Origin of the sequence: Erysipelatoclostridium sp. An173 (genome assembly GCF_002160495.1) — a bacterium.
Taxonomy (GTDB): Bacteria; Bacillota_I; Bacilli_A; order Erysipelotrichales; family Coprobacillaceae; genus Thomasclavelia; species Thomasclavelia merdavium.
This window is the reverse complement of record NZ_NFKR01000002.1, coordinates 13770-34566: the sequence shown is the minus strand read 5'-3', so window position 1 is coordinate 34566 and position 20797 is coordinate 13770. Positions and strand designations below refer to the sequence as shown.

The following is a 20797-nucleotide window of genomic DNA, read 5'->3' as shown; positions in this document are numbered from 1 at the left end:
TGAAAATCACTTCGTTATTTTTTAATTTCTGTTCCAACACCATTAGTTGTAAAAATTTCTATCAATAAACTATGTTCAAGACGACCATCTAAAATATGAACCTTTTTTACATCTTCTTGAACAGCATCTAGACAATTCTTCAATTTAGGAATCATTCCCCCAGTAATTACCCCTTGTTCAAACAACTCTTTAGCTGACTTAGTATCAATAACCGATATCAAAGTACTTGGATCATTTGGATCTTTTAAAACTCCTTCAATATCTGTCAAAAATACTAATTTACTTGCTTTCAAGCCGCGAGCAACAGCTGTCGCTACATCATCAGCATTAATATTATAAGCATTATATTTACTATCTAAACCTATAGTTGAAATTATTGGCGTATAATCTTTTTCTAATAATGTTTCAATTAAATTAATATCAACATTAATAATTTCACCAACATAACCTATATCTTCACCTTTAGGCAATGCTTTTTTTACTGTAATTAAATTACCATCTTTCCCTGACAAACCAACAGCATGTGTTCCAATTCGTTCCATATGCTGAACTAACCCTTTATTAATTTTGCCTGATAAAACCATTTCAGCAACTTCTAAAGTTTCTTTATCAGTAACCCGTAAACCATTTTTAAAATTACTTTTAATTCCTACTTTTGTTAACCATTTATTAATATCATTACCACCACCATGAACGATAACCGGTTTGATCCCTACTGATTTTAATACCGCGATATCTTTTAAAACACTATGTTTTATTACTTCATTAGTCATGGCACTGCCACCATATTTGATAACAACAATGTTCCCATTAAATTTTTGAATATAACTTAAAGCATCAACCAATACTTGGGCTTTACTTTGTTCAATCGTTCTTGTTTGTACCATATATTTCCCCCTTATTAACTATGAGCGATAATCAGCATTGATTTTTACATAATCATATGTTAAATCACAACCCCATGCTGTCGCTTGATAATTTCCATTATGAATATCAATAATTGCTTTTACTTCACTGCTCGACAAGATTTTTGTTGCTAATTCTTCACTATAATCAGTTGCCATCCCCTTAGCTACTAATTGTAATATTCCAAACTCACTAGCAATTTTTAAATCAACATTATATGGGTCAAATTGTTCCCCTGAATAACCCATTGCACATAGCAATCTTCCCCAATTGGCATCATTACCATAGATTGCTGTTTTAACTAATGGTGATGTACAAACGCTTTTAGCAATCACTTTAGCCTGATTAATACTATTAGCGCCATGTACCTGTACTTCTAATAATTTAGTAGCCCCTTCTCCATCACCAGCAATTGCTTTAGCTAAAAATTCATTAACATAATATAAAGCCTCTTTAAATACTTGATAATCAGTATTTTCTTCATTAATTTCTGGATTATTAGCCAATCCATTAGCTAATAATAATACCGTATCATTAGTTGAAGTATCTCTATCAACTGAAATCATATTAAATGTATCAGGAATAATTTCTTTTAAAGCCTTATTTAATAAAGTTTTAGAGATATTACAATCAGTAGTAATAAAACCAAGCATTGTTGCCATATTAGGATGAATCATTCCTGAACCTTTACAGCAAGCCCCAATAGTTACTGTTTTACCACCTAATTCAATTTCCACAGCAAGATGTTTAGCTTTAGTATCTGTAGTTAAAATAGCTGTTGCTACATCCATCCCACCATCTTCTTTTAATAACGGTTTAACTTGTTCAACCCCATTTTTAATAACTTCCATTGGTAATTGTTTACCAATTACTCCTGTCGAACAAATTAATACTTCTTCTTTATTAATTGAAAAATTATCAGCTACTATTTTAGCAAACTCTTCATTATTTTCGATTCCTTCTTGACCAGTACAAGCATTAGCAACCCCACTATTGATTGCAATTACTCGAGCATGGTCATAATTTTCAACGATCATTTTATCCCATAATACTGGTGCCGCTTTAACAACGTTTTGAGTAAATGTCCCCACAGCTTTAGCAGCTACAGTACTATAGATTAAAGCTAAATCTTTCTTTTCTTTCTTTATACCAACATGTTCACCAACACCAAGAAACCCTTTTGGTGAAGTAACAGTTCCTGTTTCAATTATTTTCATTTCTATTCCCCCTATAAAATTGCTGGTGCTAACATTAAACCTTCTTTTTCATCAAGACCAAACATAATATTCATATTTTGAATAGCCTGCCCAGCAGCACCTTTAACTAAATTATCCATAGCGCCCATCATAATAACTCGATTAGTACGTGGGTCAATTTGATAATTTACATCAACAAAATTGCTTGCCTTAACACTTCTTACTTCAGGAACAACTCCTGGTTTTAATACCCTAACAAAATATTCATCATCATAACATTGATAAGCTTTTTCAACATCTTCTTTACTAACACCTGGTTTCAATTTAGCATAAGCCGTTACTAAAATGCCACGATTCATCGGTACTAAATGTGGTGTAAAATTCAATAAAACAGTTTTATTAGCTACATAGCCTAGCTGTTCTTCAATTTCTGGTGTATGGCGATGTGTTGTTACCCCATAAGCTTTGATACTTTCATTAACTTCACAATATAAATTAGCAACTTTAGCAGATCTACCAGCACCGCTAACTCCGCTTTTAGCATCAATTATCAACGTATCTGTTTCAATTAAATTTGCTTTTACAAGTGGATATATTGATAAAATTGAACAAGTTGGATAACATCCTGGATTAGCAATTAAACGAGCTGCTTTTATTTTTTCACGATTAATCTCACATAATCCATAAACAGCCTCATCAATAAATTGTGGTGAAGCATGCTTAATTCCATACCAGGCTTCATATGTTGCAACATCTTTGATACGATAATCAGCACTCAAGTCAATCACCTTGACCTTATTCAAGACATTTTCATTAACTGTTTTAGCACATACCCCTTGTGGTGTTGCAAAAAATACAACATCAACATCATCTAAATAATCTTCAATATTTTCATCAACACATTTTTGATCTAATAATTTAAAATAACTTGAATAAACAGAACTATACTCTTGATCAGTGTATGTCCTTGATGAAACCCATTTAATCTCAACGTCTTTATGTGTTAATAAAAATCGTACTAGTTCACAACCACCATATCCAGTTGCCCCTACTATACCTACTCTAATCATTTTGTTAGTCCCCCATTTCTTTAATATAAATAAAAAACGTCTCTTGAACCAAGAGACGAAATTAACCGCGTTACCACTCTAATTATCATAAGTTGACCTTATGACCACTTTCATCGATAAGGGCGATAACCCGAAAGTGATACTATTATTTCCCACTTTCCTCTCGTAAATGCGCTTTATCTTAACTAGATTACTAACCTTCCACCAACGCTAGCTCGCTAAAACCATCATTAAGACTACTCTTTTAGTCATCGAGTTTGACTAATATTATAATACGGAAAATGATTTTGTCAAACAAATTTTAACATTTCTTATTTACAAGCTTAAAATTTAGCGAATTGTTTAGCACCCCAGGTATTCAATAAATAATAGCCAAAGATATCCAAAACAATTAGAATTACTGCAATTAAATACGTATAATTAATAGCACTAATAAACTCATTAAATAACAGAATATAACCACCGGCAACCAAGACAACAAAAGCCATTGTTCCAAGCATTGCAATCATTACAGCCATACTTTGTTTAACAACAATTGTCTCATTTACCCAATCAAATTTTGGTTTCCATAAATTTATCAATAAACCAAAAATTGCTTCAAAAACGATAAAGATCACTGGTACCAAAATCACTATTAATGCATCAACAATATCAAGCGAAAAAACATATATTCCCGCTAAAGAGAAGATAATAGCTGGTGGTATACAAAGTACGATATGCAATAACAATTTACTATCTAATATATCTTTAGTTTTAAGTGGTAATGATTTAATGATCCATAATCGATTTCCCTCTAAGGAAATCAAGCTAGCACTAATATAGTTAAAAGAACTAACCCCTATAATTACTAAACACAAACCAGCAACGAGCCACTCACTTAATGTTCCTTGCAATAAAGGAGATATTGATTGAACAATAATTTTTACATCATTGCTTTTTACAATTAAAGCCCCAGCTAAAAAAATTGTAAAAGCAATTCCAATAGCTGAATTCATCATTACCATTGGATTAGAGGTAAAATGTCTTAACTCACGCATAAATAATGATTTTTTCAAACCATTAGTTTTAATATCTGTTTGTTTTAATTTTCCTTTCTTTACTCCTGATTTTGAAGTCGTTAATTTAATAAAATTTAATGACAATAAATAAATCACAAGTACAAACGGTATTAAAGCCGTTGATAAATAAACAATCAGACTAAATAAATTCATATCACTAATAGCTTTAGCTAAGTGATAAATTGGATATAATTTACTTTCTACAATTTCACCGATCGTTTCACCATTTGTTATTAAAGAAGCTAGATATTCAGGCATTTTATTTACTAAATAAAAATACGCTACCAATACTCCTAATGATAAAACCATCGTAATAAAAGTTTTACTAGGTATCTTCTTTAAAATCATTGTTATTAACCAGCCAAAAACACAACTTAATGCTAAAACAAATAATGGCAAAGTTACAAAAACAATTATAAAAATAAGCATTTGCAAACCATTAAAAGGCTGATGTAAATAATAAACAATAATTGCCGGTAAAGCAATTAAAGCTTCATAAACATAATTCAAAAGTAAAACTACTAAAATTCTACTTAATAAAATATCTCTTGTTTTAATTGGCATCGATAACAACAAATCATTATCTTTAGCCCCATATATTTCCTGTTGAGTATAAAAAATACTCCCCAAAAAACAAAACAAAATAACAACCAAAGCCATTAATCCAAAATACAACCACTCATAACCACTTGCAATAAATGGTTCGATTATTAAATCAAAAAAATATCCAAAAACAGCTACCAGGACAATTCCTAAATAGATAAAAAGCAACGAAAATAAAATCATCTTTCCAATACTAAGTTTTTTCTTTTTACTTCCCATCATTGACTTTAAAAACAAGCCCTGAAAACGAATTTTCACTAATGTTTTAAGCATGGTCATCCTCCAACTCTAAAAATACTTCTTCTAACGAATCATCACCAATGACTTCTTGAGTATTTCCAGAAACAATTAATTTTCCCTTTTTTATGATTGCAATTTGATCACATAGTTTTTCAGCAACTTCCAATACATGGGTTGAAAAAAAGATTGCGCCACCTGCTTGACATAAATCATGCATCAATTCTTTTAACAAATGAGAAGCTTTAGGATCAAGACCAACAAACGGTTCATCCATAATAATCAATTTAGGATCATGAATCAATGCTGAAATAACTGCTAATTTTTGTTTCATCCCATGTGAATAAGCACTAATAGGTTCTTTTAATGAATCAGCAATTTCAAACATCTCACTATATTTTTTTATTCTTTCTTGACGATCTTGCTGGCTAACACCATAAACATCCGCAATAAAATTTAAATACTTAATCCCTGTTAAATACTCATATAAATCAGGATTATCAGGAATATAAGCCATGATTTTTTTACATTCAAGCGGCTGGTTTTTTATTGATTTACCATCAATAAAAATATCACCCTGATCAAATTGTAGTATTCCGGCAATTGCTTTTAATGTTGTAGTTTTCCCAGCCCCATTATGACCAATGAAACCATATATTTGCCCCTTTTTTATATGCAGTGATAAATTATCAACTGCTTTTTTACTACCAAAAGTCTTACTTAAATTTTCAATTTTTAACATATAAGTCCCCCTCAAATTATCAAATCTAAAAATCTATTTAGATTATTTTCTAAATAGATTATAGCACATTAAAATATCATTTAGAACACCCCAATATATACTTTAATAGAATCTTAATAAAAATGAGGTTATCATTCGATAACCTCTACATTCTCCTTAACTTTCAGTCGCTTCTCTCTATTTTTTACTTGTATTTTAACTAAAGAATAAATTACAGATACTATTGGTACTCCTAATAAAACTCCGGTAATCCTCCATAAACTACCACCAACCGTTACTGCAAATAAAACCCAAATTGAAGGTAAGCCAATTGTAGACCCAACTACTCGTGGATAAATCAAATCACCTTCTAATTGTTGTAAAATAACTAGGAAAATAATAAAGATAAAAGCTTGCATATAATCAACCGTAAAAATCATAAATGCTCCAATTGCCCCACCAATAAAAGCACCGATAATTGGAATAAAGGCTGTAATTCCTACTAAAGAACCCACCATTGGAGCATATGGCAATCCTAAAATAATCATTCCAATTGTACATAGCGCTCCTAAGATAAAAGCTTCTACTGTTTGTCCAATAATAAAATTAGAAAAAGTAGTTCTAGAAAGTCGTGCTACTTCAAATATATTATCAGCTACTTTGCTTGGTAGATAAGCATTAATTAATCTTTTAGTCTGATCCTTTAATGTTTCTTTAGACATTAAGATATATATTGCAAAAACTAGTCCTAAAACAAAATTTACAATCCCATTTACGATAACAGCTAATATATCAATGGTCGAATCAAGCACACCACTAAATTCTGTTTTAGCAAATTTTGATAACTCATTTCCTAGACTTTCAACATCTATTTGATTAATCAGATTTTCTAGTTGTGGTAAATAGATGCTATGACTATCCGTCCAGTTTTGTAAATTATCAATTACTTCCGGTAAAGAAAGAGCAATCACTTTAATAGCGCTAACAAGTTCTGGAATAATTAAAATAATGATAATGGCCACTACTCCGACAACCAGAGCAATTGAACCAAGAATACTTAAAACCCGCTTAAGGATTTTAAGCTTAGGATTTACAATAACTTTTGATAATTGTTTTTCAATTCTTATCATTAAAACATTTAAAACAAAAGCAATCATGCACCCAATAATAAATGGCATTAAAACTGATAGTAATTTACTTAACAAAGATAATACTATTTGATAATGATTCAAAATCCAATATGCAATAATGGCAATTATGACAAGTTTTAATGTTTTTTTATAATCTATTTCTATTTTATTCATAAAGCCCTCCCGATTTTTAGATAATTTTATTTTATCATTATTACTATAATATGAACAATTAATAAAATGGTTATTATTACGATAAAGCATTGCAATTTTAAACACTTTAGTTTATTATAATGATAATTTAATGTTACTTTAAGGGGGAATTTTAGATGAAAGAAAAAGTTATTCTTGCTTACTCTGGCGGATTAGACACAACTGCAATTATTCCTTGGTTAAAAGAAAATTATGACTATGAAGTAATCTGCTGTTGTATCGACGTTGGACAAGGCGATGAATTAGACGGCCTTGAAGAACGAGCAAAAGCTTGTGGCGCAACTAAATTATATGTAAAACATGTAGTTGATGAATATGTTAAAGACTATATTATGCCTACTGTTCAAGCTGATGCTGTCTTCGAATATAAATACTTATTAGGAACTGCTACTGCAAGACCTTTAATTGCTAAAGTATTAGTAGATGTAGCTAGACAAGAAGGGGCTACTGCAATTTGTCATGGGGCTACTGGTAAAGGAAATGACCAGATTCGTTTTGAGCTTGGTATTAAAGCCTTAGCACCTGATTTAAAAATCATTGCTGCTTGGCGTGATCCAAAATGGACAATGGATTCTAGAGAATCTGAAATTGAATATTGTAAAGAACATGGTATTGATTTACCATTCTCAGCTGATTCAAGTTATTCACGTGATCGTAATATTTGGCATATTTCTCATGAAGGGTTAGAACTTGAAAATCCTGAAAATACACCAAATTATGACCATTTATTAGTTTTATCTAATTCACCAGAAAAAGCACCTGATGAAGCAGAACATGTCGTACTTGAATGGGAAAAAGGGGTCCCAGTTAAAATTAACGGTAAAGCTAAATCACTAACTGCTATTTTAGAAGAATTAAATGAATTAGGTGGAAAACATGGAATTGGTATTGTAGATATCGTTGAAAACCGTGTTGTTGGTATGAAATCTCGTGGTGTTTATGAAACTCCAGGGGGAACTATTTTAATGGAAGCTCATCGCCAATTAGAAGAATTAGTTCTTGATCGTGAAACTTTAAAATATAAACGCTTGGTATCTGTAGAGTTTGCAGAATTAGTTTATGGTGCTAAATGGTTTTCACCACTTAGAGAAGCTTTAACTGCTTTTGTTGATAAAACTCAAGAAGTTGTTAGCGGAACAACTAAATTTAGATTATATAAAGGTAATATTATTAAAGAAGGTACTACTTCACCATATTCATTATATGATGAAGATATCGCAAGCTTTGCTACTGGTGATTTATATGATCATCATGATGCTGAAGGATTCATTACTTTATATGGACTTTCAACTAAAGTTAGAGCAATGAAATTAAATAATAAAAAATAAAAAGGGCTAATGCCCTTTTATTATAAGGAGGAAATTTATGAATCTATGGGGTGGACGTTTTACTAAACCTACCAATCAATTAGTCTATGACTTTAATGCATCAATCAGTTTTGATCAAACATTCTATCGTCAAGATATTCAAGGTAGTATCGCTCATGTTAAGATGCTTGCCAAACAAGGGATTTTAACTAAAGAAGAAGGTCAACAAATTGAAACAGCATTACAACAGATTTTAGCTGATATTGAAAATGGCACATTAAAAATCGACAATACTCAAGAAGATATTCACAGTTTTGTAGAATCAACTTTAATTGATCGTATTGGTGATACTGGTAAAAAAATACATACTGGTCGTAGTCGTAACGACCAGGTTGCTTTGGATATGCGTTTATATACCCGCGATCAAATTTTGATGTTAAATACTTTAATTCATGATTTATTAACTACTATTAATGACATCATGAAAGAACATATCGATACAATAATGCCTGGCTTTACTCATTTACAAAAAGCCCAGCCAATTACTTTAGCTCATCATATGGGCGCATATTTTGAAATGTTTAAACGTGATAGCAGTCGTTTAGAAGATATATATAAACGTATGAATGTCTGTCCATTAGGATCTGGAGCCTTAGCGGGAACAACTTATCCTCTAGATCGCGAATATACTGCTGAATTATTAGGATTTGACGGTCCATGTTTAAATAGTATTGATGGCGTAAGTGATCGTGATTATTTAATCGAATTATTAAGTGCCATGGCGACAATGATGATGCACATGTCAAGAATTAGTGAAGAAATAATTATCTGGAATACTAATGAATATCAATTTGTTGAACTAGATGATACTTTTTCAACTGGATCTTCAATCATGCCACAGAAAAAAAATCCTGATATTGCTGAATTAATCAGAGGAAAAACTGGACGTGTTTATGGTGCTTTAACTAGCTTACTTACAACAATGAAGGGTCTACCACTTGCATATAATAAAGATATGCAAGAAGATAAAGAGTTATTTTTCGACGCCCTAACAACTACTAAAGGATGTTTACAATTATTAAATGATATGTTAAAAACAACTACATTTAATAAAACAAAAATGCGTAAATCAGCTACTGGTGGTTTCACTAATGCTACTGATGCCGCTGATTATTTAGTTAATAAAGGCGTTCCATTTAGAGATGCTCATGGTATTATTGGTAAATTAGTTTTATATGCCATTGAACAAAATAAAGATTTAGATGATTTAACTATTGATGAATTTAAAGCTATTTGCGATGTATTTGATGAAGATATTTATGAAGCAATAAGTGTTGAAACTTGTGTTAATAAACGAAATACAATCGGTGCCCCAGGAATTGAGGCTATGAAAAAAGTAATTGCTTTAAATGAACAATTTTTAGCTGAATTTGCAAGCAAATAGGTCAAGAAATATTTCTTGACCTATTTTTTTAATCGATATTCTTTACCAATAATTAAACACTTTGAATTTCGACTATGTCCAATATCATCCGTTTTAGCAATCGCTAGATTTTTATCATTAATAATTCTAGTTGCTAAAGCTACAATATCAGGATATTCATTATTCTTTTCCATCTCAGTAAAGGTTCCTAATAACAATCCTGAAATTTTTTGAAAAACTCCCATTTGTTTTAGCTGGGTTAAATAAGTAGTCATTAACGCAACATCTCCACTATAACTTTCTAAAAATAAAATTCGATTAGAAAAATCCGGTAAATACTTAGTTCCAGCCAGCTTTAAAAAACAGCGAATATTACCACCAATTACAACTCCTGACATCTGGGTCTGTTGAATAAAGCAATATGAAAAATCATATAAATCATTTTGATTTAAAAATACACTATTATTAAAATCATCATATTGCTGTTTTAAAAGAATATTTCTAATTTGATACAAATATTCACATTGACCAGTTTGATGATATAAAGCATTAATAACAGTTGTCAAATCACTATAACCCCAGAATGGTTTCGGGTTTCTTTTAATCAAATCATAGTCAAGTAAATCCAGTATTTCATTTGCAATATTTCCCCCAGAAACATCAAATATCGCTTTGATTTCATTATCATTATAACTATCCATAAGCACTTTAGCACGATTTTTAGCATCAGTGGCAAACACTGATTCTTGCCGGTAAAGATATGGACTTAACACCGGTATTAATCCAGCTTTTTTTAAAATCATATATAAGTTTTCAATCTGCTTGCTTTGGCTATCTAAAAGGCCATTAGAACAGGCAATTATACTTATTTTATCACCTTGTTGTAACATTTTATCCACCTGCCTTGAACCTTTATTATAGCATAAAAACTAATTTTTAAGATTATATTAGCTAGTAAAAATCTGATTCAATTTTTCAATTGCCTGATCATCACCAAAAGCTAAAATATTCTGTCCCGCTTCAATTACTGTATCACCATGAGGAATTAATAATTCATCGTCTTGGTAGATAGCGATCAATAAAGCGTTATTAGGCATATCAAGTTGAGATACTGTTTTTCCAACATAACTAGAATGATAATCTACTCGAATACGTACAATTGAATAATCACCTTTTGATAATTTTAATAAAGTCATTAAAGATTGATAATTCATTTCATCAGCAATCATATGACCAATAATATCTGCTTGATTAATCTTAGTATCAATTCCCATTCCTGAGTTAAATAACCAGACATTTTTAGGATTATTAACACGTCCAATTACTCGTGGTACATCGTATTCAAATTTAGAAACCATTGCTGCTGTTAAGTTTATTTCATCAAGACCAGTAACACAGACCAAAGCATCACATTCTCTAATACCAGCTTTTTCTAAAACATCAACATCGGTACCATCACCAATAACTAGTAATTCTTCTGGTAGATTATAGTTTTTAAAATTTTCAATTGATTTAGGACGATTTTCAATTACTTTAACATCATGATTTTCATATAGCAAACCAGCAATATAAGTTCCTACCTGGCCACCACCTATAATAATTACTCTCATATTATCCTCCATAATTATAAAATAGCTTGTTTAAATTCATTAATTGATTCTTCTAATACAGTAAAATAGACAACATCATTTTCCATAATTTTAGTATCTTTTAAAGGAATCATAGTTGTTCCATAGCGTTCAATAGCAATTACTTCAAATTCGCCATGACTAGTAATTTCTAAAACTGTTTTACCAATCATTGATAAACCAGCTTTGATTTTTACAACTCTAATTTCACTATCATCACCGATTTTTTTAATTACCTGCAAACGACTAGTATCAATATAATCCATAATTCTTTCAACACCTAATCCTGTTACTGAAATAATGTGGATTCCCATTGATCTAAAAATTCGAGCTTTTTTATTATCATACATACGGGCAATTACATTAGGAACATGATAAATATTATGAGCAATATGACTTACTACTGCATTTACTGCATCACTGCTTGAACAGCTAACTAAAGTATCTGCTGTTTTAATACCCGCTTTTTCTAAAATATCTTTGTCATAACCAATACCTAAAATAGTTTTCCCAGTAAAGTTATCATCTAAATTATTAAACGTTTCCTGACGGTTATCAATAATAACAACATCATGATTTAATCCATTTAAATATTTCGCTAAACGGGTTCCAAAATTCCCACAGCCAACAATTATTATTTTCATATTCTTCTCCTTTATTTTTTTCTTTTTTTCACAATTTTCTTTCTTAATTCTTCAATTCCAAATAGAATAAATGGAATTGGGATTAAATATAACCATTCATAAATTCCTAGTGGTGCTGTACCAAAAACACCATTAAAAAAAGGCACATAAACAATTAATAGTAAAATTACTATTTCAACTACAAAACCAAGATTTATATAATGGTTAGAAAAAATACCACGCTTTAAAACTGACTCTGTTTCAGTACGATTGTTTAAAGCCATTGCAATTTGTCCAAAAACAACACCTGCTAACATCATTGTCGTTGCTTTTTGATAAACAAAAGTTCCTTCAGGAGCCAATGAAACATTTGGCCAGCCATATAAGTAATTGACTAAGAAATAACCACCTAAAGCAAATACAGTAAGCAATAATCCATACCAAAGAAATCCTCTAATAATTACTGATTTATTTAATAACCGCTCATCTAATGAACGTGGTGGCTGATTCATGATATTATCTTCACCATGCTCTGCACCTAGTCCTAAAGCAGGAACCATGTCAGTACCAATATCAATCGTTAAAATCTGCATGATCGTTAATGGTAAAGGAACTAAACCACCAGAAAATAGATATAACGCAGGAGCAGCAGCTTCTGGCGTGTTACTATCGAAAATATAACGTAAGAATTTTCTAATATTATTATATACCGTCCGTCCTTCTTTAATAGCACTAACAATTGAAGCAAAGTTATCATCTGTTAAAATCATATCAGCTGCTTCTTTAGCTACATCTGTACCAGAAATACCCATTGCAACACCAATATCAGCTTTCTTTAATGCTGGTGAATCGTTAACTCCATCACCAGTTACCGCAACAATATTTCCTAATTCCTGTAAGGCACAAACAATTCGATATTTTTGATCTGGAGCCATACGTGCAAATACAACTTCACCTTTTAATACTTCTTTTAACTGGTCATCATCCATTTTTGCAAGTTCAACACCAGAAATAATTTTAGCGTCTTCACTTTGAATAATCCCAATTTTACGAGCAATACTTTCTGCTGTTAATCCATAGTCACCAGTTATCATAATAATCTTGATTCCAGCGCTACGGCATAAAGCAACTGCTTCTTTAACCTCTTTGCGAGGTGGATCTTGCATCGCAACTAAACCAAGAAATGTTAAATCACGTTCAATATTTTCTGGGGTATATTCCCTAATTGCACTTGGCAAACTTGGATCATTGTGTGATAAAGATCGATAGGCAACCGCTAATACCCTTAAACCTTGTTTAGCGTATAAATCATTAGCTGCCATAATTTTTTGACGATCATCTTCACTTATTTGATTAGCTTTACCACCACTATAATATTTATTACAAAGTTCCATCACTTCTTTTGGAGACCCTTTAATAAAAGCAATCCGGTTACTTCCTTCAAATGGTTCCTTTAATTGATGAATTGTTGTCATTCTCTTACGATTTGACTCAAATGGCAACTCTAAAATTCGAGGATACTCTTGATTTAACTTTTTATAGTCAATGCCACCTTTTTTAGCGACAACACCCAAACATGCTTCTGTAGGATCACCTAAAACAGTATAACGAGCATTAGCACTGTTTTTACTTGGTGGTACCAACTTAGCATTTGAACATAATGCAGCTCCACTTAATAATAATCTTAAAGTGTTACTTTTATTAACTGTGATGATATTATCACCATCATGAATATTACCTTCACTACTATATCCTTCACCACTAACATCTAATTTGCTTTCAAACGTCCATAAATGATTAACCGTCATTTCATTTTGAGTTAAAGTACCGGTCTTATCTGAACAAATCACATTGGTACAACCTAAAGTTTCTACTGCTGATAATTTTTTAACTAAAGCATTTTCTTTAGCCATTCTTTGAACTGAAAGTGCTAGTGATAAAGTTACCGCTGGTAAAAGACCTTCAGGAATAAAAGCTACGACCATTCCTAAAGCAAAAATAAATGATTCCATGATTGGATCTTGGATAATGAAAACAGCAATCAACATAAATGCAATCCCAACACTTAAAGCAATTGCAGCAATCTGTTTAGTTAAAATATTAAGTTCTTTTTGTAATGGGGACAATGTCTTTTTAGTATTTTGTGTTAAATCGGCAATCTTACCAAATTCAGTTGCCATACCAGTTTTAACTACAACACAATGACAAGTTCCTGAAGAAACAGTCGTCCCTGTAAAAATCATATTTGCAGCTTCAAGATAACTAGTCTCTTCTTTTAAAGCTTCATAATTTTTTCGAATCGGATTACTTTCACCGGTTAAAGTTGATTGGTCAACTTTAAAATCACTACAACGTAAAATTCTAGCGTCACCACTAATCCGATCCCCTTCTTCTAAAATCATAATATCGCCAGGGACAATATCCTCCGCTAATATTTTTACTTCTTGATTATTTCTAACTACCCTTGCATATGAAGGCATCATTTTTTGCAAAGCACCAGTAGCCTTTTCTGCTTTAAATTCTTGGAAAAATGAAAAAAAGCCGTTTATTAAATTGACACAGAAAATAGATATCCCAAGTTCAACACTACCAGATATAATTGCAATGATTCCACCACACCATAAAAGCAGTGCCATCAAACTTGTAAAGTTCGATATAAACTTTTTAAATAATGAATCCTGCTTTTTCTTGGTGATTACGTTTTTACCATATTTTTCTAATCGTTGACTTACTTGAATATCTGACAATCCTTCCATACTAGTCTCCATTGACTTGTATGCTTCGACCGGTGTCATGTAAATAATTTGGCTTTCAACTAATTCGTCTTTTTTATTTAAAACCATATAAAACTCTCCTAATTACTATAATAACTAAATAAATATTTAAAAATTTCTAACTTAAATTACCACTAAATAAAATTCTTCCCCCTTTCAAGGTCTGTCAAAGATAAAAGATTTAACATAAATTCTTTTACTAATAGTAATTTACCTGTAACTTTAAATACCGTTATTTAAGTAATCTTACATTGAATAAATAAAGCAATCGCTTTATGACAGACTCCACCACTTATTCAACGAACCATATCTTAGCACGCAAGATATTAAGAATGTATAAAGATTGAAACTTTAATATTAAAAAAGTACTAACATTTTGTTAGTACTAAAGATCTTTAATTACTTGTTGAAATTTCTTCCCAACAGGAATAGTTATCCCATTTTCTAATTTCAATTCACGATTATTTTTTTGTTTTAAATAATGCTTATTAACTATATATGACTTATGAGCCTGAATAAAACCATATGGTTTTAACTTATCTAACGTTGTAGAGAGCTTTTCTCTTACCCGCACATTAGCACTTTTACTATGAATAATTAAATAATGAGCAAAAGATTCAATATATACAATATTATTAATTTTCATTCTTACCGTTTGATAGCTTGATTTAAAATCAATATATGACTCTAATCCTTGCTTAAAATATTCTAACTGACCTCTAATAAAATCAATATCTTCTTGCAAATGATCCTTACGAATAAATGCTAGTGGTTTATATTCTAATAATTCAAACATATACTTACCATCACTAACCATAAAAACAAGCCCCTGATAATTAACTAAATTAGAAATCCCATCAATATTATCATCTATTTCTTTTATTATAATACAATTATTATCTACCATTTCTTCATCGATAAACTCAACAGTTTCTAAACTATTTTTAAGTAATGATTTCAACATTTCATTACTTTCCTTTTGACAAACTAACAATACCTTTAACATTTTTCCAAATCCTCAATTTCTTTAATATGCAAATAGAAACTGTTTTTATCATTTAAAACACTTCTTAAATTAAATTTATCAACAATTGTTACCCCATTTTCCTCTAATAATGAAAATGCCTGTTCGAATCTTCCTTTTTTCATATCATCAATACCTGCTGGTAAAACAGAAAACAAACTACCATCTTTTAATAAAAATGTCATTTTTAACTGATAACCAGCTTGTCCATAAAGCATCGTAAAACGTACATAAGATAATTGTACACTATAAATTTCACTAGTTTTTATTTCCAAATTACACAAATCAGGTTTTTTCATTATTATCATAATAGCTCGATACCACTTTTGTAAATAACTACCAGCTCGATAATGACATACCTTTTCATTAGAAAACTCTAAATACTCATTTGCTCCAAAAAGTGGAGTTACTAATAACACAACTACTATAAAAATAATCAATGATACTAACAAATTAACTCTAGAATCACTAATGAAATAACGTCCAACCAAATTATAAAATCCAACAGCTCCCATCAAGCCAAATATGCTCCATTCTACATATCCCGCTAAAATAGTTTTGATTCCAATCCTTTCACCAATAATAACTTTTTCTTTCATCCTAAATCCCTCCTTACACCTTCATTATATTCATTAAAAAACTAAAGAAAATGACTTAGGCATAAACGGCGATTTTGATGACATCAACGTTATAAAAAATTAAATACATTAATTTTCATCATCTTTTTTAAACCTAGAAAAAAGAGAATCGGTATTTCTTGGATTATCTAAATGATATTTTTTAGCCCACTTTTTAAAATGAATATCTAAATACTTATTTAACGCTACTGCATCTTTATTTTGATAAAGAGTTACTAAATCTAATGGATCATTTATTTTTAAATTATTCTTTTTAAAATATTTGAATAACATAACTATACTATCATTATTCAATATTTGAAATGAATAGGTATCATAACTAGTACGAATATCAATATCAACATAATAATTTAAATAAACCCGAATAATATCTAACGGTCTTAATTCACTACACATTGATAAATCAATTTCTTTTATTTCATCAATCATGATCTTTATACCGTTATAATCGATACTACGTAGATTACAAAATAATGTTTCTTTATCAACCCAATTAGTAATTGATTGATTATTAAAACTAACTTTAACCCGATTTCTTTTTATATAATCATTGATCTTTTGATCAATATTATCTAATTCTATTTTATTATGTTCAATAAATTCTTTTTTCTTTTCTAAAGCCTCTCTAATTGAAAGTTTGTTATCCAATATTAACTTTATTTCATCAATTGATATCTCCATTTCTCGTAACAGCTTAATTAACTTTAAAATTTCAATATTATTTTGACTATAATTACGATAATTATTATCATCCCTTGCTACTGTAATAAATCCCTCTTTTTCATAATACAATAAAGTCTGTTTAGGAATTCCTACCATTAATTCTACATCATGTGCTTTCATAATATTCATCTCCTTTAACCATATTTAACACTATATAGTAACTATATCGTCAATAGTTTTTCATGTTATTTTTTTATTTCTTACAATTTTCTTAAATAGTTTTTAATTATTTGTATTTTTTAGTAAATTAAGCTAAGATGAAATCGAGGTGGTATTATGGCTTATAATATTTTAGTTGTTGATGATGAACAGTCTATTGCTGACTTAATTGAATTATATTTACAAAACGAAGGTTATCAGGTGTATAAATATTATCATGGTAAAAAGGCATTAGATAGTTTAGATAAAAATCACTATGATTTAGCTATTCTTGATGTGATGATGCCTGATTTAGATGGGTTTAGTTTATTAAAAGAAATACGACAAAAATATTTTTTCCCAGTTATTATGTTAACGGCTAAGAGTAATGATATGGATAAAATCAACGGTTTAACATTAGGTGCTGATGATTATCTAACTAAACCATTTAATCCATTAGAATTAGTTGCCCGTATCAAAACTCAAATTCGTCGTTATACGCGCTATAATACAAATGATATATCTACTAATCAGCAAGTATATGATTTTAATGGGTTGATGATCAATAATGATACTCATAAATGTACCCTTTATGATCAACCGTTAAATTTAACACCAATTGAATTTTCTATTTTATGGTATTTATGTTCAAAACGTGGCACTGTAGTAAGTTCTGAAGAGTTATTTGAAGCTGTTTGGCAAGAGAAATATTTAGATAACAATAATACTGTAATGGCTCATGTTGCAAGACTACGCGAAAAAATGCACGAGAATGCTCGTAAACCAAAGTTTGTAAAAACTGTATGGGGTGTTGGATACACAATTGAATAATTCTCATTTTAAACAAAGTTTAACTACTAGTCTAATCAAAAAAATAGCTATTACTGTAAGTATTACATCCATCGCTTTTATTATTTTATTATTATATTCTTATGAAGTATATCACTTATATATTTGGCAGGAATATGATTTAGTCTATCAATTAGCTCAAATAATTAAAGATAATTTAGTCACTATTTTTATTACTATGATTGCTGTTGATGCCATCATTATCTTTTCATTTCGTTATCGTGAATCAATGCAATATATTGAAAAAATGCTTGAAGCTGGTAAAATATTAGTTGCTGATAATGATACTATGATCAAACTACCATATGAATTAAAAGAAATTGAAGATCAAATGAATCAAATCAAGCGCGAATCTTTACAAAACAAACACGCTATTAAACAAGCTGAACAACAAAAAAATGATTTGTTATTATATTTAGCCCATGATTTAAAAACACCACTAACATCAATCATTGGTTATCTTAACTTATTAGTTAATCAACCAGAGTTATCAGCTAAAGAACGAGCTGATTATACTAAAATTGCTTATGATAAAGCAATTCGCTTAGAAGAATTAATTGAAGAATTCTTTTCAATCGCTAAATATAATCTTAGTGATACGGTAATTGAAACAGAAACCGTTAATTTATCAATTATGTTGGCACAGATTTCATATGAATTTATGCCTTTATATCAAGAAAAAAATTTGAATTGCCTTACTCAAATTACTGAAAATTTAAAAGTCCAAATTGATATTAATCAATTTGAACGAGTTTTTGATAATCTAATTCGAAATGCCATAAATTATAGCATTGAAAATTCTGATATTATAATCAGTGCTAGACAGGAAAATGATGATATCATCATCACTGTTTCCAATGCAATTGATAAAAATAAAACCTATAACATTGACCACATTTTCGAACCATTTGTACGGCTTGATGAGTCTCGTAATAGTAAAACTGGTGGTTCTGGACTAGGTTTAGCAATAACAAAAAAAATTGTTGAATTACATCATGGTACTATAAGCGCTGCTATTGATGATGGTAGAATTACTTTTACTATCAAATTGCCTACTGTAAGATTTTTGTAAGAATTTCTTTAGAGAATAAAAAAACATTAACTATTCGACTTTGATATTATAATCATGTCGAATAGTTTTTTTGTTAGGAGGGAATAATTTGGAAAATAAAAAGAATAAACTATATCAAATACTTATATTTCTATGTTCAATCCTTTATCTAGCTTTATTGATAAAAATTATAATTTTAAAAAACGGAGCTATTTATCATAATAATATTAATTTACAATTATTTTCTTTTCTTCGTGAATACCAGCATTTAGGATTGACATTTAATTTAATTGTTAATGTTATAGGTAACATTGTTCTATTTATCCCTTTAAGTATTATTCTAAAATATTATTTTAGTTTTTTAAGTAATGGGCATATTATTTTTATTGGAACATGTACTAGTTTATCGTTTGAACTAATCCAGTTAGCAACTAGATGGGGTATTTTTGATATCAATGATATTATTTTAAATGCTATTGGCTGTATCATCGGTATCTTGATTTATATAGTAATTAAAAAATTAAAAAGTTCTAATTTAGTTACAACTTTATTTTTATCTAGTTTTACTACAATGAGTATCTTATCTGTTTACACGTATTATCCACGTTTTATCATGATGTAAAGGAGCTTTATTATGACAGAGAAAACAAATTATAAAAATATCTTACTAATTATTTTAGCTTTGGGGACAATCATCATTTATTCAATTATCACAAAATATTTCTCAATGAATCTATGATCAAAAAAATTCCAGCGTTTATTGGGTTTATCGCTATATTATTGATTGGCTATTTATTTCTTCAAATAATCCCACCACTACTTTATCAAAATGATAATGATATAACCCAAACAACTGATTGTCCCCAATACATAATAGATTTTGTCGCTAAAAATCCACAAGCTAGCGAATTAAAAGATAATTATACTACCAAACAAAATAATGAACCTATCGAACTGGCAAGTCCTGATGGAATTCCTTTATATATCCAATGGGATTCACGCTGGGCTTTTAACAAATATGGTGATGAAATAATCGGTACTGCCGGATGTGGACCTACTTGTCTAGCTATGGTTAGTGTTGGTTTGACTGGCAACATCGAATATAATCCCCGTTATATTGCTAACTATGCACAAAATAATAATTATCTTGAAGGCAGTAAGACATCATGGTCTTTAATGCAGGAAGGTTGTCGTGATTTTGGTTTAAAAGCAACTCCAGTTACTTTAAATAAAGCTGCTATGATCAACGAACTTAATCAGGGACACCCAATTATTTGTAGTGTTCGTCCGGGAGATTTTACCGATACTGGTCATTTTATCGTTATTACTAAAGTTAAAGATAATAATTTTATCGTCAATGATCCAAATAGTCGTGAAAACAGCCAGCGACAATGGAGTTATGAACGATTATCATGGCAAATCAAAGCTATGTGGTCTTATTCTTTATTATAAAAAATACAGCATGTAATACATATCTTATCTACT

General features: G+C 30.0%; 19 protein-coding genes and 1 other annotated feature. Of the genes, 6 read left to right on the top strand and 13 right to left on the bottom strand.

What is annotated here, in order from left to right:
* Positions 1-14: 14 nt before the first annotated feature.
* The 6 genes from argB to B5F09_RS01080 all read right to left on the bottom strand — a co-directional run bounded on the left by argB (position 15) and on the right by B5F09_RS01080 (position 7095).
* Positions 15-887 (bottom strand): acetylglutamate kinase, encoded by an 873-nt coding sequence (gene argB, locus B5F09_RS01105; RefSeq protein ID WP_087301267.1) that lies wholly within the window; start codon positions 885-887, stop codon positions 15-17.
* Between the two features lie 18 nt (positions 888-905).
* Complete coding sequence (argJ, locus tag B5F09_RS01100) at positions 906-2123, bottom strand: bifunctional glutamate N-acetyltransferase/amino-acid acetyltransferase ArgJ (protein WP_087370698.1); 1218 nt, start codon at positions 2121-2123, stop codon at positions 906-908.
* 11 nt (positions 2124-2134) lie between these two features.
* Entirely contained in the window at positions 2135-3172 is a 1038-nt protein-coding gene (argC, locus tag B5F09_RS01095; RefSeq protein WP_087301271.1) for an N-acetyl-gamma-glutamyl-phosphate reductase, read from the bottom strand.
* A gap of 48 nt (positions 3173-3220) precedes the next feature.
* Positions 3221-3433, bottom strand: a binding site (T-box leader).
* A 62-nt stretch (positions 3434-3495) separates the two neighbouring features.
* Positions 3496-5106 (bottom strand): hypothetical protein, encoded by a 1611-nt coding sequence (locus B5F09_RS01090; RefSeq protein WP_087370695.1) that lies wholly within the window; start codon positions 5104-5106, stop codon positions 3496-3498.
* Positions 5099-5812: an ABC transporter ATP-binding protein gene (locus B5F09_RS01085; RefSeq protein WP_087301274.1), complete on the bottom strand. Its 714-nt coding sequence runs from the start codon at positions 5810-5812 to the stop codon at positions 5099-5101. The genes B5F09_RS01090 and B5F09_RS01085 overlap by 8 nt, the downstream gene beginning before the upstream one ends.
* A 131-nt stretch (positions 5813-5943) precedes the next feature.
* The gene (locus B5F09_RS01080; protein ID WP_087370692.1) at positions 5944-7095 is read right to left on the bottom strand and encodes an AI-2E family transporter; all 1152 of its coding nucleotides are present in this window, start codon (positions 7093-7095) and stop codon (positions 5944-5946) included.
* 155 nt (positions 7096-7250) lie between these two features.
* Between B5F09_RS01080 and B5F09_RS01075 the strand changes: the two genes are divergently transcribed.
* Positions 7251-8462 carry an argininosuccinate synthase gene (locus B5F09_RS01075; RefSeq protein ID WP_087301278.1) on the top strand — a complete coding sequence of 404 codons (1212 nt, stop codon included), beginning with the start codon at positions 7251-7253 and terminating at the stop codon, positions 8460-8462.
* A 37-nt stretch (positions 8463-8499) separates the two neighbouring features.
* Positions 8500-9885, top strand: a complete 1386-nt coding sequence (argH, locus tag B5F09_RS01070; protein WP_087370689.1) for an argininosuccinate lyase — start codon at positions 8500-8502, stop codon at positions 9883-9885.
* Between the two features lie 20 nt (positions 9886-9905).
* Here the strand turns inward: argH and B5F09_RS01065 are convergent, their stop codons facing one another.
* The 7 genes from B5F09_RS01065 to B5F09_RS01035 form a co-directional block, all read right to left on the bottom strand.
* Positions 9906-10754: a S66 peptidase family protein gene (locus B5F09_RS01065; protein WP_087370686.1), complete on the bottom strand. Its 849-nt coding sequence runs from the start codon at positions 10752-10754 to the stop codon at positions 9906-9908.
* Positions 10755-10811: 57 nt separating this feature from the next.
* The gene (locus B5F09_RS01060; RefSeq protein WP_087370682.1) at positions 10812-11474 is read right to left on the bottom strand and encodes a TrkA family potassium uptake protein; all 663 of its coding nucleotides are present in this window, start codon (positions 11472-11474) and stop codon (positions 10812-10814) included.
* 14 nt (positions 11475-11488) lie between these two features.
* A complete protein-coding gene (locus B5F09_RS01055) occupies positions 11489-12136 on the bottom strand; it encodes a TrkA family potassium uptake protein (RefSeq protein WP_087301286.1) in 648 nt (215 codons plus the stop codon).
* Positions 12137-12147: 11 nt separating this feature from the next.
* Positions 12148-14958 (bottom strand): cation-transporting P-type ATPase, encoded by a 2811-nt coding sequence (locus B5F09_RS01050; RefSeq protein ID WP_087370679.1) that lies wholly within the window; start codon positions 14956-14958, stop codon positions 12148-12150.
* A gap of 316 nt (positions 14959-15274) precedes the next feature.
* A complete protein-coding gene (locus B5F09_RS01045; protein WP_087370676.1) occupies positions 15275-15895 on the bottom strand; it encodes a LytTR family DNA-binding domain-containing protein in 621 nt (206 codons plus the stop codon).
* Complete coding sequence (locus tag B5F09_RS01040; protein WP_087370673.1) at positions 15889-16512, bottom strand: hypothetical protein; 624 nt, start codon at positions 16510-16512, stop codon at positions 15889-15891. The genes B5F09_RS01045 and B5F09_RS01040 overlap by 7 nt, the downstream gene beginning before the upstream one ends.
* A gap of 108 nt (positions 16513-16620) precedes the next feature.
* Positions 16621-17394: a MerR family transcriptional regulator gene (locus B5F09_RS01035; protein ID WP_158095793.1), complete on the bottom strand. Its 774-nt coding sequence runs from the start codon at positions 17392-17394 to the stop codon at positions 16621-16623.
* A gap of 156 nt (positions 17395-17550) precedes the next feature.
* On the opposite strand from B5F09_RS01035, the gene vanR reads away from it, so the two are divergent.
* The 4 genes from vanR (at position 17551) to B5F09_RS01015 (ending at position 20764) form a co-directional block, all read left to right on the top strand.
* Positions 17551-18243 carry a VanR-ABDEGLN family response regulator transcription factor gene (gene vanR / locus B5F09_RS01030; protein ID WP_087301295.1) on the top strand — a complete coding sequence of 231 codons (693 nt, stop codon included), beginning with the start codon at positions 17551-17553 and terminating at the stop codon, positions 18241-18243.
* Positions 18236-19333 (top strand): cell wall metabolism sensor histidine kinase WalK, encoded by a 1098-nt coding sequence (locus B5F09_RS01025; protein ID WP_087370667.1) that lies wholly within the window; start codon positions 18236-18238, stop codon positions 19331-19333. Before vanR ends, B5F09_RS01025 begins: the two co-directional genes overlap by 8 nt.
* Positions 19334-19421: 88 nt before the next feature.
* On the top strand, positions 19422-19934 hold the full coding sequence (locus B5F09_RS01020) for a VanZ family protein (RefSeq protein ID WP_087370664.1): 513 nt from the start codon (positions 19422-19424) through the stop codon (positions 19932-19934).
* Positions 19935-20047: 113 nt separating this feature from the next.
* Positions 20048-20764 carry a C39 family peptidase gene (locus tag B5F09_RS01015; RefSeq protein WP_087301301.1) on the top strand — a complete coding sequence of 239 codons (717 nt, stop codon included), beginning with the start codon at positions 20048-20050 and terminating at the stop codon, positions 20762-20764.
* Positions 20765-20797: the final 33 nt, after the last annotated feature.

Excerpts from the sequence above, each read along its gene's own strand:
- argJ (WP_087370698.1), bottom strand. The coding sequence starts at position 2,123 with ATGAAAATAATTGAAACAGGAACTGTTACTTCACCAAAAGGGTTTCTT.
- B5F09_RS01015 (WP_087301301.1), top strand. The coding sequence starts at position 20,048 with ATGATCAAAAAAATTCCAGCGTTTATTGGGTTTATCGCTATATTATTG.
- vanR (WP_087301295.1), top strand. The coding sequence starts at position 17,551 with ATGGCTTATAATATTTTAGTTGTTGATGATGAACAGTCTATTGCTGAC.
- B5F09_RS01035 (WP_158095793.1), bottom strand. The coding sequence starts at position 17,394 with ATGAAAGCACATGATGTAGAATTAATGGTAGGAATTCCTAAACAGACT.
- B5F09_RS01050 (WP_087370679.1), bottom strand. The coding sequence starts at position 14,958 with ATGGTTTTAAATAAAAAAGACGAATTAGTTGAAAGCCAAATTATTTAC.
- B5F09_RS01085 (WP_087301274.1), bottom strand. The coding sequence starts at position 5,812 with ATGTTAAAAATTGAAAATTTAAGTAAGACTTTTGGTAGTAAAAAAGCA.
- B5F09_RS01075 (WP_087301278.1), top strand. The coding sequence starts at position 7,251 with ATGAAAGAAAAAGTTATTCTTGCTTACTCTGGCGGATTAGACACAACT.
- argH (WP_087370689.1), top strand. The coding sequence starts at position 8,500 with ATGAATCTATGGGGTGGACGTTTTACTAAACCTACCAATCAATTAGTC.
- argC (WP_087301271.1), bottom strand. The coding sequence starts at position 3,172 with ATGATTAGAGTAGGTATAGTAGGGGCAACTGGATATGGTGGTTGTGAA.
- B5F09_RS01080 (WP_087370692.1), bottom strand. The coding sequence starts at position 7,095 with ATGAATAAAATAGAAATAGATTATAAAAAAACATTAAAACTTGTCATA.
- B5F09_RS01065 (WP_087370686.1), bottom strand. The coding sequence starts at position 10,754 with ATGTTACAACAAGGTGATAAAATAAGTATAATTGCCTGTTCTAATGGC.
- B5F09_RS01060 (WP_087370682.1), bottom strand. The coding sequence starts at position 11,474 with ATGAGAGTAATTATTATAGGTGGTGGCCAGGTAGGAACTTATATTGCT.
- B5F09_RS01045 (WP_087370676.1), bottom strand. The coding sequence starts at position 15,895 with ATGTTAAAGGTATTGTTAGTTTGTCAAAAGGAAAGTAATGAAATGTTG.
- B5F09_RS01055 (WP_087301286.1), bottom strand. The coding sequence starts at position 12,136 with ATGAAAATAATAATTGTTGGCTGTGGGAATTTTGGAACCCGTTTAGCG.
- B5F09_RS01040 (WP_087370673.1), bottom strand. The coding sequence starts at position 16,512 with ATGAAAGAAAAAGTTATTATTGGTGAAAGGATTGGAATCAAAACTATT.
- B5F09_RS01090 (WP_087370695.1), bottom strand. The coding sequence starts at position 5,106 with ATGCTTAAAACATTAGTGAAAATTCGTTTTCAGGGCTTGTTTTTAAAG.
- argB (WP_087301267.1), bottom strand. The coding sequence starts at position 887 with ATGGTACAAACAAGAACGATTGAACAAAGTAAAGCCCAAGTATTGGTT.